General features: G+C 60.0%; 13 protein-coding genes. 6 read left to right on the forward strand and 7 right to left on the reverse strand.

What is annotated here, in order from left to right; all coding sequences use genetic code 11:
• Positions 1 to 368: 368 nt before the first annotated feature.
• Both DESU86_RS05415 and DESU86_RS05420 read right to left on the reverse strand, forming a co-directional pair.
• Positions 369 to 1,268: a M23 family metallopeptidase gene (locus tag DESU86_RS05415; RefSeq protein WP_179980113.1), complete on the reverse strand. Its 900-nt coding sequence runs from the start codon at positions 1,266 to 1,268 to the stop codon at positions 369 to 371.
• A 67-nt stretch (positions 1,269 to 1,335) separates the two neighbouring features.
• On the reverse strand, positions 1,336 to 2,106 hold the full coding sequence (locus DESU86_RS05420) for a tRNA lysidine(34) synthetase (protein ID WP_179980114.1): 771 nt from the start codon (positions 2,104 to 2,106) through the stop codon (positions 1,336 to 1,338).
• A 231-nt stretch (positions 2,107 to 2,337) separates the two neighbouring features.
• Here DESU86_RS05420 and rpoZ point away from each other — a divergent pair, with 231 nt between their 5' ends.
• Positions 2,338 to 2,577, forward strand: a complete 240-nt coding sequence (gene rpoZ, locus DESU86_RS05425) for a DNA-directed RNA polymerase subunit omega (protein ID WP_179980115.1) — start codon at positions 2,338 to 2,340, stop codon at positions 2,575 to 2,577.
• 111 nt (positions 2,578 to 2,688) lie between these two features.
• On the forward strand, positions 2,689 to 3,795 hold the full coding sequence (dnaJ, locus tag DESU86_RS05430; RefSeq protein ID WP_179980116.1) for a molecular chaperone DnaJ: 1,107 nt from the start codon (positions 2,689 to 2,691) through the stop codon (positions 3,793 to 3,795).
• A 1,131-nt stretch (positions 3,796 to 4,926) separates the two neighbouring features.
• Here dnaJ and DESU86_RS05435 read toward each other — a convergent pair.
• Positions 4,927 to 6,750 carry a carbon starvation CstA family protein gene (locus DESU86_RS05435; RefSeq protein ID WP_197957575.1) on the reverse strand — a complete coding sequence of 608 codons (1,824 nt, stop codon included), beginning with the start codon at positions 6,748 to 6,750 and terminating at the stop codon, positions 4,927 to 4,929.
• An 852-nt stretch (positions 6,751 to 7,602) separates the two neighbouring features.
• Between DESU86_RS05435 and thiS the strand changes: the two genes are divergently transcribed.
• From thiS to thiF, 4 genes are all read left to right on the forward strand, one after another.
• Positions 7,603 to 7,803, forward strand: coding sequence for a sulfur carrier protein ThiS (gene thiS, locus DESU86_RS05440; protein ID WP_179980117.1), 201 nt, complete (start codon positions 7,603 to 7,605; stop codon positions 7,801 to 7,803).
• Between the two features lie 231 nt (positions 7,804 to 8,034).
• Positions 8,035 to 8,847, forward strand: coding sequence for a thiazole synthase (locus DESU86_RS05445; protein ID WP_179980118.1), 813 nt, complete (start codon positions 8,035 to 8,037; stop codon positions 8,845 to 8,847).
• A gap of 161 nt (positions 8,848 to 9,008) precedes the next feature.
• On the forward strand, positions 9,009 to 10,130 hold the full coding sequence (thiH, locus tag DESU86_RS05450; protein WP_179980119.1) for a 2-iminoacetate synthase ThiH: 1,122 nt from the start codon (positions 9,009 to 9,011) through the stop codon (positions 10,128 to 10,130).
• 239 nt (positions 10,131 to 10,369) lie between these two features.
• Positions 10,370 to 10,969: a sulfur carrier protein ThiS adenylyltransferase ThiF gene (gene thiF / locus DESU86_RS05455; protein WP_179980120.1), complete on the forward strand. Its 600-nt coding sequence runs from the start codon at positions 10,370 to 10,372 to the stop codon at positions 10,967 to 10,969.
• Positions 10,970 to 11,132: 163 nt separating this feature from the next.
• Here the strand turns inward: thiF and DESU86_RS05460 are convergent, their stop codons facing one another.
• The 4 genes from DESU86_RS05460 to DESU86_RS05475 form a co-directional block, all read right to left on the reverse strand.
• On the reverse strand, positions 11,133 to 12,770 hold the full coding sequence (locus DESU86_RS05460) for an L-lactate permease (RefSeq protein ID WP_179980121.1): 1,638 nt from the start codon (positions 12,768 to 12,770) through the stop codon (positions 11,133 to 11,135).
• A 538-nt stretch (positions 12,771 to 13,308) separates the two neighbouring features.
• A complete protein-coding gene (locus DESU86_RS05465; RefSeq protein ID WP_179980122.1) occupies positions 13,309 to 14,283 on the reverse strand; it encodes a glycosyltransferase family 2 protein in 975 nt (324 codons plus the stop codon).
• Positions 14,280 to 14,837 (reverse strand): GtrA family protein, encoded by a 558-nt coding sequence (locus DESU86_RS05470; protein WP_232088274.1) that lies wholly within the window; start codon positions 14,835 to 14,837, stop codon positions 14,280 to 14,282. Before DESU86_RS05470 ends, DESU86_RS05465 begins: the two co-directional genes overlap by 4 nt.
• A complete protein-coding gene (locus DESU86_RS05475) occupies positions 14,804 to 15,943 on the reverse strand; it encodes a DegT/DnrJ/EryC1/StrS family aminotransferase (RefSeq protein ID WP_179980123.1) in 1,140 nt (379 codons plus the stop codon). Before DESU86_RS05475 ends, DESU86_RS05470 begins: the two co-directional genes overlap by 34 nt.
• Positions 15,944 to 16,010 lie beyond the last annotated feature (67 nt).

Raw genomic sequence — 16,010 nt, forward strand, 5'->3', positions numbered from 1 at the left:
TTGCCAGCCCTGAAGCGGATTATCCCTGAAGCGCTACCGCCAATGAGCTATGGGCGCGCGCGGGTTGAAGACGCCGCTTCGGCAAGTGCCCACACTCAAATAAAAAAACTCTCTGTACCATGCAGAACCACAACAAGAGTTTTAGGGGGTGGGGGCGTGGGGGCGTCGACCCTTTTTTAGAGCATTTATTTTTTGGAAAAAATTAAATGCTCTAACGCTGCACTCTTGTGCAGCGCGCCACAACGTGGCGTGGATTCTGCCGCAAATCGCATTTTCGGCAGAATGTCACCTTTGAAATGTGAAACATTTCAAAGGTAATCTGGTCTAAGGAGGGTCCCTCCCCCACAAAAAACTTCACGCGAATTGCCCTAATCAAGAATGTAGCGCATGGGGTTCACCGGCACGCCATTGAGGCGCACTTCATAGTGCAAATGCGGGCCGGTGGTTCTTCCGCTCATGCCCACAGTGCCGATGACCTGTCCCCGTTTGACCCATACGCCCACAGGCACGCCGCAGCGCTGCATATGTCCGTATTTGGTGATAACGCCGCCGCCGTGGTTGATTTCCAGGCTCAAGCCGTACGCGCCGTCCTGGCCGGACTGCGTAACCAGCCCCTGTGCCGGGGCCACCACGGGAGTGCCGATGCGGTTGGTGATATCCAGCCCCTTGTGGAAGTGCCCCCGACCGCCAAATGGCGAGGAGCGCCAGCCGAAGCTGGAAGACACAAAGCCCACCACGGGCCAGATTGTGGGCATGGCAGAAAGCGCATCCCTGTTTTCGCGCAGGGCCAGCAACAGATCCTGCTGGCGCACTTCTTCAAGGCGGGAGGATTCCGAGAGCCGTTCAAGAAAATCCTGCATCTTGCGGGCGGCCAGCTCCTGCCGGTGCAGGGGCAGGTATGACCGCGAAAAATCGCCCGCGATATCCAGGCCGCCGCCAGCATCGGCGGGGTCTTTGTCCATATTCATCATGATGCGCAGTTTGGAGTCGAAACTCTGGACCCTTTGCAGGTCGCGCCCCACCTGCGAAATGCGTTCGGCCAGATTGACGAGCTGGCGGCGCTGCTCGCTGATGACGCGCTGGGCGTTTCCAAGATCGTCGTTGAGATGGCGCGCCTCGAGCCAGGCGCGCACCAGCCAGACATTGCAGGCCGCCAGTGCCACCACAAGAACGCAGGCAAAAAAGCCGAACCAGCCGCGCATCCGCAGATTACGGCTGCCGCTGCGACCTTCCTTGAATATGACAATATGATATTTGCCGAAAAGCATGTGCGCAAACTTTAGGGGGCCGGGGCTGCGCTGTCAATGCAAGAAAATTGACGGCGCAGCCCCGCGCCTACGCCTCGTCCGGGGCGTCTTGCTGCGCCGCGCTGCTGCTTTTTTCCAGCTGCCAGCGCGTCAGGCCGTTGAGCACGCAGCGGCGGCCATCCTTGGTGACGGCGTAGAGGTGCTCGAGCGTCTGGGCCATGTCGCTTCTGGCGGTTCTGCCTGCCGAAGGGCAGGCATTGGCCCAAATGGGCAGGCCCCACTGGCGCGCCGCCTGCCGGATATATTTTTTCTCCACAAGCATGAGCGGGCGGATAAGCCGCAACTGGCCGTTGAAAAAAGGCTCGTTCATGCTCATGCCGTCCACACGTCCGTTGCGGCAAATATTCATAAAAAACGTTTCCACCAGATCTTCCGCATTGTGGCCCAGCGCCAGGTGGGTCAGCTTGTACTGCGCGCAAAGCTCAAAAAGCCTCTTGCGGCGCAGCCATGCGCAACGAAAACAGGCCGAGCGGCGCAGATTCTTCTCTGAATGGGCGTCAGGCCCGTGCGTTGTCACCTCCACATGGGCGGGAATGCCATGCTCGGCCAGCCAGGGCAAAAGAGCCGCATGGCTCTGGCTGTCAAAACCGGGATTAAGGTGCAGGGCCATGATTTCAAAGTGAAAAGGTACGATTCCCTGGCGAATTTTAAGCGTCTTCATCAACACAAAGCTGTCCACCCCGCCGGAGGCAGCCACGCCTACGCGGCAGCCAGGCCAGAGCATATTTGTCATCTGCATGGCCTTGCCCGCGCTTTTTACGCACACTTCCTGCGCGAAAGACCTTTTTTCTCTGCTCATGGCTGGCGATCTCCTTCAAAATCGTCTATGCTGCCTGGCGCTCCGGGCATGCTTGACAGTGTCAATGGCGGCCTATATCATATCTTATTTCAGCAGGCAAAGCCTGCTCCAGGCGTATTCCACGCCCGGCCCTTTACAAAAGGTCGGGCGGTATTATTTATCAAAACGAACTGCGGCGGAAACCCTTTCGCCCCAGTCAGCGGCCCCGGCCGCGCACACTACGGAGGCAGCATGGCCCGTATTACAGTTGAAGATTGCCAGGAGCGCGTAGACAACCGCTTTCTGCTTGTGCAAATGGCCATCAAGCGCGTGCATCAGTACCGTGAGGGATATGAACCCCTTGTGGAATCACGCAACAAGGAAGTGGTCACCGCCCTTCGCGAGATCGCCGCGGGCAAAGTGCTGCCCGACGATGACAGCCTTTACAATCCCCTTGCAGAAGGACAGGCCGCGCCTGCCTCCGGCGAGTAGGGACTCATAGTTTGCCTTGTCTGCGCGGCGGCTGTCCTTGGGCAGCCGCCGCGCCTGTGAATACAACCTTTAGCCCAGGCGCACAAGCACGCAGCCACCGGAATCCGGACCATGATGGAGCTTGATTACTACGAGGTGCTGGGCGTCAGCCGCAGCGCTGGCGACGACGAGATCAAAAAGGCATACCGCAAGCTTGCCCTCAAGTATCACCCGGACCACAATCCCGGCGATCCCGAGGCCGAACAGAATTTCAAGCGCGCGGCCGAAGCCTATGACATTCTGCGCGACCCCGACAAGCGCGCCCGCTATGACCGTTTTGGGCATGCAGGCGTAAACGGGGGCGGAGGTTTTGGCAGCAACGAAGATATTTTCGCCCATTTCAGCGATATTTTCGGCGATCTCTTCGGATTTTCTGCCGCCAGCCGGGGGCCGCGCCCCATGGCCGGTTCAGATTTGCGCTACAACCTGACCATTTCTTTTTCCCAGGCCGCCACTGGTGATGAAATCACCCTTTCCCTGCCAAAGCACGTCACCTGCAGCGAGTGCAAGGGCAGCGGCGCGGCTCCGGGCAGCAAAGTCGAGACCTGCCGCCAGTGTAACGGCACGGGTCAGGTGCGCCGGTCACAGGGATTTTTCCAGATCGCCATGCCCTGTAACACCTGCCAGGGCACGGGCCGCGTCATTACCAAACCTTGCGCCAAGTGCAAGGGTGAAGGCATTGTGACCGACACCCGCGAACTGGTGGTGCGCGTGCCCGCCGGTGTGGACACGGGAACCCGGCTGCGCGTGCGTGGCGAGGGCGAACCCGGCGTACACGGCGGCCCTCCCGGCGACCTTTACGTGGTGCTGACTGTCGAGCTGGACAAACGCTGGCGGCGTCAGGGCCAGGATCTTGTCTTCACTCAGGAAGTAAGTTTTGTGCAGGCGGCCCTCGGCCACAGGGTGGAAATTCCCGGCCTGGAAAAACCCATTCCCCTGGATGTTCCCAAGGGCGTGCAGAGCGGCGCTGTGCTGCGCGTGCCCGGCGAGGGCATGCCCTACCCTGGCCGCAGACAGCGCGGCGACATGCTGGTGGAAGTCAGGGTGCTCACCCCCACGCGCCTCTCGGACCGGCAGGTGGAACTGCTGCGTGAATTTGAGGCAGCCGGGGAGCAGACGCCGCTGCAAAAAGTCAAAAAAGCCGCCAAAAAAATCAGCAAGGCCATGGGCCTCGATTAGAGCAAATACTGTTCACACGTCGGCAGCGCTTCCAACAGGGGGCGCTGCCTTTTTTTTCGGCTGCCGACGCTGTCTGCCGCCGTGCCTGCCTGTTATTCCGCACCTACCGACGCTGTGGCCCCGCCCCTGCCTGACAGTTTACGCCTGCGACTTTGCTCCACTGCGCAACACAATAAAGGTTTTTGGGGGGAGGGGGTGTGGGGGAGGAGACCCTTTTGCAAAAGGGTCCATCCCCCACAAAGCATCTCAAACGACGCGGGCGATACCGCGTCTGCCTGGCGTCGTCCCTCCCCCACAAAGCATTTCAAACAGGGGTCGCCCGGCCTACACACCCCCTTGCCGTTCAAACACAAGACCCCGGCCAGTTGTGGCCGGGGTCTTGGCGATTGCTGCAAGCTCGTCTGGGCGTGGGGATTGCAAGGATCCTCAGGCTCCGCCGGTACGTGCCGTTTGAGGCGGTAAACCTTCCCGATTCGGGAGAATTTACTTTTGGGCCGCCAAACGGTTTCGGCATCTGGAAGCGCCGCACGGTCATAACCGGCAACGTGTCCGGCGGGCATGCGGTCCCGCCTTTTCCAAATCCGGCGCAAGAGACGGGCTTGCCCGCCACTCTTGGAAATCGCGTCACTCTTGCTAGAAAATCACTGAAACGCTGCGTTGTGCCTGCGCAGACACAACACTTTCACGGCAGACATCTGGCCAGGCCTTTGCCTGCGCATCCACCGCGAGGGGTCCCCGTATGTCAGCGCGAGCAACCCGGAGCAGATCGCCCTAGCGCATAGGTATTTCAATAGCTCCGGCTGCAGGCACACGACAGCAAAAATCGCGAGCGGCTCCGACCATGATGGCTATTCAAGGGGAGAGCAGTTGTTTCTCACGTCTCGATCATGCCCAGAAAACGCTCTCTATTTTCCGTCGCGGTTCCGGTACTGCAACCGCGCACTGTTTGTTCAATCAATCTAGCAAAGGATGTCAATCTTGGCAAATGATATTTTTCACAGACCAAGCGCCACGGTAGTCCGGTCACGGCCAAAGGCACGTATGGCCTTGGTTTTCGGCCGCAGATTTATTTTGAAAAAGAGGGCCACTGCTGTGCAGTGACCCCCTTTCAGGCAGAGTTGTGCGTGTGGACTATTCTTCAACAAGCTCGCGTACGGATTCGCCGTAGGAGTCTGTAACCAGGGTCTTGATACCCATAAGTTCACTCCAGCGACGGAGCGTGCCCACGATAACAAAGACCATAAGCACCATGACAAGGCAGGCCAGGCCAGCCAGCAGATACTTGCCGTTGGGGATGTAGTCGGTCGTCAGTTGCAGATAGCCAGCCCAGAAGGTCACTGCCGTCATGAACACGCCGGGAACGGCCGTCATGAGGCAGTACTTGCCCCTGTTCATGCGCAGCAGCATGCTGGTGCAGACGATAAGGGCGCAGGAGGCCAGCAGCTGGTTGCTCATGCCGAAGAGCGGCCAGATGTTGCTGATGTTGCCGGTGTACACCAGGTAGCCCCACATGGAAGTGAAGACCAGGCTGGTGATGATGACGCCGGGCGTCCAGCTCTTGTCGCCAAACGGGGCATACACCTTGCCGAGCATTTCCTGGAGGAAGAAGCGGCCCACGCGTGTGCCGGAGTCGATGGCGGTCAGAATAAAGACCGCTTCAAACATGACGGCAAAGTTGTACCAGTAGGCCATGAGGTGATCCATATACGGGATCTTGTGGAAGATGTGGGCCATGCCCACAGCCAGCGACACCGCGCCGCCGGGGCGGGCGTGCAGGTTAAGGCCGATCTTTTCTTCAAAGAAGCCGAGATCAACGGTGTGCAGGCTGGGATGCGCAGCCAGCAGCGCGTCAAACTTGGCAGGCGTGGCGTTGATGGCAAAGTAGTCGCCGGGCATCAGGGTGCAGGCGGCGATAAGGGCCATCATGGCCACAAAGCCTTCGGTCAGCATGGCGCCGTAGCCCACAAAGAGAATGTCGCGCTCGTTGCCGAGCATCTTGGGCGTGGTGCCTGTGCCGATAATGGCGTGAAAACCGGAAATGGCGCCACAGGCAATGGTGATGAAGATGAAGGGCAGCACTGGGCCGCCGATCACGGGGCCACCGCCGTGAATAAAGGGCGTAATGGTGGGCATGAGAATGGTAGGCTGCACAAAGATGATGCCCACGGTCAGCATGAGGATGGTGCCTATCTTCAGATAGGTGGACAGATAGTCACGCGGCACCAGCAGGAACCATACGGGCAGCACCGAAGCGAAAAAGCCGTAAACGGCAATGGCGATGGCCACGGTATTTCTGTCCCAGTCAAAGGCCCAGCCCAGCACATCCTTCTGCATGAGGTCATGGCCGCTCAAAATGCCCACCACAAGCAGCACCAGGCCCAGAAGACTGGCAAACAGCACGCTGTTCTTCTTGTAGCGCATGATGAGGCCCATAATCATGGCTATGGGCATGGTGATGACAACAATAAACAGCGACCATGGCGCATTGTGCATGGCGCTGATGCAGGCCAGCGAAAGGCCAGCCAGGGTGAGAATGAGAATGCACAGGATGGCGATGCCAGCCACAGTGCCCGTGACAGGGCCGATTTCGCGCGTGGCGATGGCCGCGAGGCTCTGGCCTTTGTGACGCACGGAGGCGAAAAGAACCACCATGTCATGCACCGCGCCGCCGAGAACACAGCCGATAAGAATCCACAGCGCGCCCGGCAGATAGCCGAACTGGGCGGCCAGCACGGGGCCCACAAGAGGCCCTGCGGCGGCGATGGCCGCAAAGTGGTGGCCGTACAAAACGTATTCGTTGGTTTTCACATAGTCATGACCATCGGCAAAACGCACAGCCGGCGTCGTGCGGCTGCCATCAAGACACAATACTTTATTTGCTAAAAAAATCCCGTAGACACGGTATGCAATAGCAAAAATACACAACGCCGCAAACACGAGTGTTATGGCATTAATGTTTTCAAGAGCTTCCATCATATACTCCCGTCAGGGCTTGGCTTACTTTCTCAACCGGGCAGGCGGCCAGCGCCGCAGCCCTGCGAAACTGCCCAAAACCACACTCAAACACATACCAAAACAGTAGCCTATCAGCGATCTCCATCCTCCTCTTGAGAGACTGTTGAAAAAATAGCCCGATTGGCCAGTATACTGTATCAAAACCCAGTGATGCAGTTTTTACGGGCCTGCGTAATTTTTTGCTACACCCATTATGTGTATTTGTCCATGCCGGTGAAAACAGCGCGCCACAATCTTTTACCTGCAGCGGCTACATAAAACATACTTATGGCCCTTTTGCAACTCACTCCTGATAATGGCAACATGGTATATTAATTAAAATTTTAAGTTACATCCTGGAATATCTGCAGCGTAAAACACGGTTTGGAATTTATTTCGCACCTTGCACTTTTTTTCGCAATTATTCGACACCCCATGCCCTGGCCTTCTCCACGCGCGCCCACAAGGCGAATAGCATCACCAGCACAGGTTCCGAGCGGCAGAACCAGTACAAAAATGGTCTCGCCAGAGGGACTTGCATTTCATAATGCATGGGACTATCGTTTGTTTTCCGGCTGGGGGAGCCATCGATGGCTGAGAAAGGGTGATAGCGCCCTGACCCCTTGGATCGCGAAGAAAGACGCGATTCTGCACCTGACGCGGATAATGCCGACGAAGGGAAGCTGGCCAGCCTGGAAACAGGTTTGTGCTTGCCCGCAGCCGTATTGGTTCTGCGGGTTTTTTTGTGGCCCTGCTCGGTACCGTCAGCCACGCCCCCGCGGATCAGGCTCCTGTAACCTATGGAGGTTCTTTATGAACATCGTGGTTAACGGCCAAACCGAGGACTGCGCGCCAGGCGCCAGCATCAGCCGGTTTCTGACAGAGCGGGCGTATGAAGCCAGCGCTGTGGTTGTAGAGCGCAACGGGCAGATCATTGCCAGGGACACTTTTGCGCAAACCACGCTGCAACAAGGCGATTGCCTTGAGATTGTACAGTTTGTGGGTGGTGGATAGGGCATGTTCATCGTGTGCCAGTCCTGAGTATGCCAAGTCCTGGCGGCTGCCGGGCGGACGCTGGCCGTAAAGGCGTGGGCGCGGCAGCCGCGCTGTCACGCACAACAACGGGCCAGTGCGCGTCTTTGAGATGCATATGCGCAAAGACGCCCTGCCTCCCGCATCCACCTGTTTGCAAAACGCATCTCCACAACCGCAATCTTCCAGCAGCGCTTTTGCGCGGAGTACGCCATGAATACCAATGATCCCTTTGTGCTGGGCGGCATCAGCCTTTCCAGCCGCCTTTTTATCGGCACCGGCAAATACGGGGCCGACAGCCTTATCCCCGCCGTGGCCGAGGCCAGCGGTTCGCAAGTCATCACAGTGGCCATGCGCCGTGTGGACAGGCCCGGCTCACAGAACGACGGCGTCACGCCGGGGCAGGCCTCGCAAAACATACTGACGCACATCCCCGGCCACATGCGCCTTCTCCCCAACACCTCCGGCGCGCGCAATGCTGAAGAGGCCGTGCGCCTCGCCCGATTGGCCCGCGCCGCTGGCTGCGGCGACTGGATCAAGATCGAGGTCATCTCCGACACGCGCCACCTCTTGCCCGACGGCTACGAAACCGCCAAAGCCACGGAAGTTCTGGCCAAAGAGGGCTTCACCGTGCTGCCCTACATCAATCCCGATCTCTATGTGGCCCGTGCCTGCGTCGAGGCCGGAGCCGCCGCAGTCATGCCCCTTGGCGCGCCCATCGGCACCAACCGGGGGCTGCGCACCAAGGAAATGATCGCCATCCTGATTGAGGAACTGGACCTTCCGGTCATTGTGGACGCGGGCATAGGGCGGCCTTCGCAAGCCTGCGAAGCTATGGAAATGGGCGCGGCCGCCTGTCTGGTCAATACGGCCATCGCCTCGGCCAACGATCCTGTGGCCATGGCGCGCGCCTTTGGCGAGGCCGTGCGGGCCGGGCGCAACGCATGGCTCTCCGGCCCGGGATTCGTGCGCGGCAGGGCCGCCGGAGCCGAAGCCTCATCCCCGCTTACGGGCTTTCTGCGTTAGGGACTGTTTAAATAATTCTTTTGTCCAATTGGCTGCGTCAAAAGGCCATTTTTTACTCTTGTCGTGTACCGCAAAAGTACACTCCTTTCGTAAAAAAGCCTTTTTCCTTGCCCTTGGCGCAAAATCATTAATGTAAAAACAGCCCCCAAGGGGTAAAACATATGCAAACATACCAGGATTTTTTGCAGAACTGGCCCGCGCAACGAAAGGCCGAGGCCGTGCAGAAGGCCACGGAAGAACAGGTTTTTTCCGTCCTTGAAAAACACAGCCTCCTGCCCGAGGACTTTCTGACCCTTCTTTCCCCCGCCGCCGCCCCGCATCTGGAGCTTCTGGCCAGCCGCGCCCATGAGCTCACCCTGCGCTTTTTCGGCCGGGCGGTACACATTTTCACCCCGCTGTACATTTCCGACGTCTGCACCAACCAATGCCGCTACTGCGGCTTTAACGCCAAAAACAAACAGCCCCGCCACCACCTCAGCGTGGATGAGGCCGCCGCCGAGGCAAGGGCCATAGCCGACCAGGGCTTCCAGCACGTGCTGCTGCTCACCGGGGACGCCCGCCACCTGTCCTCTCCCCAATATATCGCCGATGTGGCGCGGCGTATAAAACCCTGGTTCGCCTCCGTGGGCATCGAGGTCTACTCCCTCACCACCGACGAATACAAGCTGCTTGTGGACGCGGGCGTGGACAGCATGACCATGTTTCAGGAGACGTATAATCCTGATCTGTACGCATGGCTGCATCCCGCCGGGCCCAAACGTGACTACGCCTTCCGCCTCAACGCGCCGCAGCGCGCGGCCGAAGCGGGCATGCGCTCCATGGGCGTGGGCGCGCTGCTGGGGCTGGAATCCTTCGAGCAGGACGCCTTCGCCACGGGCCTGCACGCCTGGTGGCTGCAACGCCACTACCCCGGCATGGACGTCAGCGTGTCCATACCGCGCATCTGCCCGCACGAAGGCAACTTCGACGTGCCGCACGCCCTGGACGACCGCCACCTCGTGCAATACGTGACCGCCCTGCGCTGCTTCCTGCCCCGCGCGGGCATCACCTGCTCCAGCCGTGAGAGCGCCTTTATGCGCGACCACCTGCTGCCCCTCGGGGTCACGCGCGTTTCCGCAGGCGTCTCCACGGCCGTGGGCGGCCGCGCCACCGAAGACCTGCACAACCCCGGACAGTTTGAAATCACCGACGGCCGCAGCCTGAAAGAAATGACCTCGGATCTGCTGGGCATGGGCTACCAGCCCGTACTCAAGGACTGGGAGCACCCGGCCACTGTATGCTAGAGCATTTAACACATTTCATTCGTAAATTGCTCTAACCGCCTGTCAACTGTCTGTTGCCCGCCTGCCCATCCTTTGCCGACGCCGGAATCCTCGACGTCGGCAAAGGAAGGCAGCGGCTTGGCCCGCCGTACGCGCCGCCAAAGGCATACGCGCTGTCTATCCAAAACGTCACGCGCCAGGCTCCAGCCAAAAATTTTGAAACTCCACACGCGCAACAGCGACCAGCCCAGGGAGACACCATGACCAATCCTCTGCATGACGGCCTCGGCCGCTACTTCAGCCCTCAACAGATGGACGCCCTGTTCAGCGCCCGCATAGGCATTGCCGGGGCTGGCGGCCTGGGTTCCAACGCTGCCCTCATGCTGGCCCGTTGCGGCGTGGGGCACATCACCCTGGTGGACGACGACGTGGTGGACGCCTCCAACCTCAACCGCCAGCAATACTGGCCGCGCCACGTGGGCCGCCACAAAGTGGACGCCCTGCGCGAACTGCTGCTGGAACTGAACCCGCATATGGACGTGGCGACGCACAAACTGCACGTCACGGCAGACAATCTGCCCGCCCTGCTGCCAGCCTGCCCCATCTGGATTGAGGCTTTTGACGGCCCCAACGACAAAAGCCTGTTTGTGGAAGGAGCCCTGCTGGCAGGACACAGGGTGGCCAGCGCGTCGGGCATGGGCGGCTGCGGCGGCGCGCCCATGGGCCGGAGAAATTTGGGCGCTCTGGTGCTGGTGGGCGATTTTACCACGGATATTCTCATGGCCCCGCCTCTGGCCCCCCGCGTCACCGAGGCCGCCGCCCTGCTGGCCGATGCCGTTCTGGAAATGCTGCTGGGCTGAATGTCCTTTGAAACGCTTTTTTTGGGGGGAGGTGTGGGCTGAAACCAAAGCTTTTCCGCCAGCCCCAACGGACTGCAAACAAAAGCCCTTGCGCAGTCCCCTCAGGCAAACAAAAAGCGCCGCCCCTTGCGGGGCGGCGCATACAATCAGCTGATGCCGGATGCTAGGAAGGAAGCATCCAGTGCAGCACGCCGGCCTGCAGGTAGGTGAGCGCGCAGATGAACAGGGTCATGGCGACACTGTGACCCAGGGTGAAGCGGAAGAGGTCGCCTTCCTGGCCCACCAGATTGGTAGCCGCGGTGGCCACACTGATGGACTGGGGCGAAATCATCTTACCCGTAACACCACCGGAGGAGTTGGCGGCCACGGCCAGGTTGGGGTCCATGCCCACCACTTCGGCGGTGGAACGCTGCATACCGCAGAAGAGGGCGTTGGAGGAGGTGTCCGAACCGGTCAGGAACACGCCGAGCCAGCCCAGGATGGGCGAGAACAGCGGGAACAGGGAGCCGGTCAGGGTGAAGGCGATACCCATTGTGGAGCTCATGCCAGAGTAGTTCATGAGGTAGGCCAGGCCAAGAATCATGGCGATGGTCAGAATGGGGAAGCGCAACTGGTAAATGGTGCGGAAGAAGCAGGCCACCGCCTTGCCGAAGGAATAGCCGGGCATGAAGGGCACGGCGATGAAACCGGCCAGCAGGATGGCGGTACCGCCAGCTGACAGCCAGTTAAACATGAAGACGGCGGGGTAATTGCTGTTCTTGGCCACGATGGGGGCGGTCTTTTCAACCATGCCGTCCAGGCCGGGCCAGGAGAACTTCATGACCGCGCCGGGGATGGCGTTCAGCATGTTCTTGAACTGGGGCAGGCCCCACAAAAAGACCATGATGGCCAGAATGATATAGGGCAGCCATGCGCGCAACACCACGCCAAAAGCCGGGGCAGCGCCTTCAAGCTTGCTTTCCTGCTCGCCTTCGAAACGCCAGATGTGGGCGGGCTTCCACACGCGCAGCAGCAGCACCAGGGCGACGATGGTGATCAGGGCCGACATGATGTCGGGCAGGGTCGGGCCGTGGAAGTTGGAGAACAGGAACTGCGAACCGGCAAAGGCCACACCGGCCACGAGAATGGCGGGCAGCACTTCCATGGCGCGGCGGAAACCGCACATGACGCAGCAGAGCCACAGGGGCACAAGAATGGACAGGAAGGGCAGCTGGCGGCCCACGATCTGACTCACGGTCATTTCGTTCAGACCGGAAACCTGCGCGCCCACGATGATCGGAATGCCGATGGCGCCGAAAGCCACGGGGGCGGTGTTGGCGATCAGGCAGATACCGGCGGCGTACAGGGGTCTGAAGCCCAAGCCCACCAGCATGGCTGCGGTGATGGCCACCGGGGTGCCGAAGCCGGCCGTGCCTTCAATGAACGAACCGAAGGCAAAGGCGATAAAGATGGCCTGCAGACGGCGGTCGTCCGTCAGGCGGGCAAGCGATTCCTTGATGTACTCAAATTCGCCTGATTCCACGGTCATGTTGTACACCCACACGGCTGTGACAACAATCCAGATGATCGGGAAGAGGCCGAAGGCCGCGCCGTAGGTCAGCGCGCTGAATGCCGTGCTCGTGGGCATGCCCCAAACAAAGAGGGCGAGAAGGAAGGCCAGGGCCACGGCCAGAGCCGCAGCGTAGTGACCTTTGGCGCGTCGAACCGCCAACATGTAAAAAAGGCTGATGAGTGGAATTCCCGCCACCAGAGCGGACCATACGGGGCCGCCCATCGGATCGTAAACTTGCGTCCATGCCATAACAACTGCTCCCTTAACGCTGTGGGTTTTTTGGAGGTACGAGTCACAGGCGCTTGTCCATCCCACGCGATCTGAAACCCGTCCATCCCCAAGAATAGCTCTTGGACGGATACCTGTTTCCTGAGCAAAAAACAATGCTTTTTTGAAAGTCGAACGGTATCAACGATAAAAAAATCGGCTTCAAGGCAGTTCAACGCTGAAAATATGCACTCTCAGATTTTTTTATGCGGCAGATCCGGCGTGCTGCAAACAGCACGATTTACCATCCTTTGACGGCGAGACCCGTTACCCCAGACACACGTTCGGACGGTGCGCGGCCTGAAAGACATGGCCTCCAGGTCAGAACTCCGCTGAAATGCTTTACGTTTTACTTTTCATTCCGCCCCAAAATGCCTTTTCCGGCAGAATCCGCGCCATGCTGCTCTCCTGCTGCATGGGCGTGCAGCAGGAGAGCAGGTAACCTTTTGCAAAGATTACCTGCTCTCAGATACGATAAAAATATAGGGGGTGGGGGCGTGGGGGCGGCGCCATGGGCGCGTTACCGGCGAAGAAAGGCAGGAAGGGCAAAATACAGGCGGGCGGCCGCGTCAAAGCACCCACCCGGCAAAAAGCTGGCCCACCAGAACATCTGGTATTTTTTGCCGCTGTTGCGCCAGGGGGCCATGGCTTTGCGCGCCTCGGCGTTTCTGCCTTCGCGCCACAGGGCCACGGCCTTTTGAAAGGCGGCCCGGCGGGTAAGCAGAAGCACAAGTCCGGCGTGCTCCTGGTCATAGCCAGGGTAGAGGCGGCGGTGTTTGTCCAGAATGCGCAGGGTTTCGTCCGCAAACTGGCCGAACTTGCGAAAGGTTGTGTTTGCCCCATGCACGCGCCACACCGTGAGCGGCTCGTCCACATGGTCCAGTTCCCAGTCGTGGGCAATGCGGTAAAAAACGTCGGCTTCTTCGCAGACGTTGAGGCTTTCATCAAACCAGCCGCCGTTTTCCCCCTGCCCTGTGGGCACGCCGCGCCCGGAAAGCCCGGCAAGGGCCTCGGCCCGAACCATGGCTGACGACATGGAAATCCACTGCCGTTCCATCAGGGCGGCAAAGGCCATGCCGCGTTCGGGACGCGTTTCGGCGAACAGGCGCTTGATGACTCTTTTGCCGTCGAAAATTTCCGTGTCTGTGCTGACCAGCCCCACGCGGGGATTGGCCTCAAACAGCCCCACCTGAAGTTCCAGTTTGCGGGGCCGCCAGATGTCGTCGCAGTCCAGAAAGGCGATATACCGCCCTCTGGCCTGCGCCAGAGCGAGATTACGGCCCGCGCCAAGCGGCACCGTGGTTTCGCCCCTGAAATAGCGCACTTTTTCGCCATAGCTTCTGGCAATGGCGGGGCTTTCATCCGTGGAGCCATTGTCCCAGAAAACGATTTCAAAATCCGTGAACGTCTGGGCCATGACGCTGTCCATAGCTTCGCGCAGGTCGCGGGAGCTGTTGAGGCAGTTCATGATGACAGAAACGGCGGGAACGCTCATGGTTTTTCCTCGTTGGTTGGGGGATGGCCGGACGAAGCCGCCTGGCCGGCAGGCCGGGCAGCCTGTTCCATCCCGGCACGCTGACGGAACACCCAGTACTTGCACAAAAGATAGACCATGACCGGCACAAGCAGCACGGCCATGGGCATGGCCACCTCATAGGACAGGCCAAGCCGCATGAGCAGCCAGATGATGGCGGAGTTGAAGCCAAGTCCCAGCGCCTGGGTGGCGGCGAAACGCGGCAGCATGGCCCAGTGGGAGAGCCCGCTTCCCGGCCCGGCGGTCTGGAAGGTCCACAGGCTCTGCCCCAGGTAGGAAACGATGAAGCTCAACGCATAGGCCAGGGCATTGCCTGCCAGAACGGGCATGCCCCACAGGTTGACGAACAGCAGGCCCAGCAGGATGTACGAAAGGCTGGCCGCCCCGCCCACCATGCCGAAGCGCACCCAGCGTCTGGCCAGCAGGGCCCTTACGAAGGCGGCAAGGTCAGATGCGCCGGGCGGCCGCAAACCTGCGCCGCTCAACGCTTCACTGCCCCGACTATTCCGGCGCACACGGCATCCACATCTTCCACGGTCAGACCGGGATGCATGGGCAGCGTCACCAACTCGGCGTACAGCTGTTCGGTGGCGGGCAGGCTTTCACCATGGCCGAAGTAACTCAAAAGATGATTGGGCTTGTAATGGACGCCCGTGGGCAGACCCTGGGCGGCCAGAGCTTCCTTCACCGCATCCTTGCGGCCGTCGAGCACGCGCACCGGCATGATGTGGGGCACCACGAAGTCGCGGGGGTCGGTGCGCAGCAGGGCCACGCCCGGCACGCCGGACAGGCGTTCGGCATAGCGGGCCGCAAGGGCGCGCCGTGCAGGGATGAATTCCGCGTCCAGGCGCGAAAGCTGCACGCGACCGATGGCGGCCATAATGTTGCTCATATGGTAACGCCAGCCCTGCCGCTTCACGTCGGGATCCCAGGAGCGGGCTCCGGCAAAACGCTTTTGCGCGTCGTCTTCCACAGAGAGCAGGCGGGCGTCGGAGGCCAGCCGCCCGGCTTCGGCGTCAAAAGCCACCAGGCAGCCGCCTTCGCCGCAGGTGATATTCTTGATGCCGTCAAAGCTGAAGCAGACCATATCGCCGAAACTGCCGATCTTGCGGCCGTCATGCTTGCAGCCGAACGCGTGGGCGGCGTCTTCAACGACGCGCAGCCCCTTGCGGCGGGCAAAGTCATAGACCTCGTCGAGACGCCAGGGGTTGCTGGCATAGTCCACGTACATGAGGGCAATGGTATTGGGGGTAAGGCGTTTTTCGGCGTCGGCCAGATCAAGGGTGCCGGTTTCGGTCAGCACGTCGCAGGCCACAGGCACGCAGCCTGCGGCGCTGATGGCCTGAAAGGACGCCACAAAGGTCAGGGAGGGCACAAGCACTTCGGGCTTGCCGGGCACAGAGCACTGGGCGGCCACGGCGTCTACGGCCAGATGCAGGGCCGCCGTGCCCGTATTGGTTGTAATGACCTGATCCGGCCTTACGCCGAGATATTGGGCCACTTCTTCTTCAAAAAGGCGCACTTCATTGCCCATGCCAAGATAGCCGTCTTCAAGAAGAACACGGCTGACGGCACGGGCTTCTGCTTCACCCACTATGGAACGGGAAAGACGCATGGACATACAGCCTCCTGCTGCGCGGGCGGTTGTCCGGCGGGCAGACGCCCGACCGGCGGCTGCGGCGCGGCAT

The organism is Desulfovibrio sp. 86 (genome assembly GCF_902702915.1).
Lineage (GTDB): Bacteria > Desulfobacterota > Desulfovibrionia > Desulfovibrionales > Desulfovibrionaceae > Desulfovibrio.

Coding starts and splice junctions, on each gene's coding strand:
- DESU86_RS05415 (WP_179980113.1), bottom strand. CDS start 1,268: ATGCTTTTCGGCAAATATCATATTGTCATATTCAAGGAAGGTCGCAGC.
- DESU86_RS05420 (WP_179980114.1), bottom strand. CDS start 2,106: ATGAGCAGAGAAAAAAGGTCTTTCGCGCAGGAAGTGTGCGTAAAAAGC.
- rpoZ (WP_179980115.1), top strand. CDS start 2,338: ATGGCCCGTATTACAGTTGAAGATTGCCAGGAGCGCGTAGACAACCGC.
- dnaJ (WP_179980116.1), top strand. CDS start 2,689: ATGATGGAGCTTGATTACTACGAGGTGCTGGGCGTCAGCCGCAGCGCT.
- thiS (WP_179980117.1), top strand. CDS start 7,603: ATGAACATCGTGGTTAACGGCCAAACCGAGGACTGCGCGCCAGGCGCC.
- DESU86_RS05445 (WP_179980118.1), top strand. CDS start 8,035: ATGAATACCAATGATCCCTTTGTGCTGGGCGGCATCAGCCTTTCCAGC.
- thiH (WP_179980119.1), top strand. CDS start 9,009: ATGCAAACATACCAGGATTTTTTGCAGAACTGGCCCGCGCAACGAAAG.
- thiF (WP_179980120.1), top strand. CDS start 10,370: ATGACCAATCCTCTGCATGACGGCCTCGGCCGCTACTTCAGCCCTCAA.
- DESU86_RS05460 (WP_179980121.1), bottom strand. CDS start 12,770: ATGGCATGGACGCAAGTTTACGATCCGATGGGCGGCCCCGTATGGTCC.
- DESU86_RS05465 (WP_179980122.1), bottom strand. CDS start 14,283: ATGAGCGTTCCCGCCGTTTCTGTCATCATGAACTGCCTCAACAGCTCC.
- DESU86_RS05475 (WP_179980123.1), bottom strand. CDS start 15,943: ATGTCCATGCGTCTTTCCCGTTCCATAGTGGGTGAAGCAGAAGCCCGT.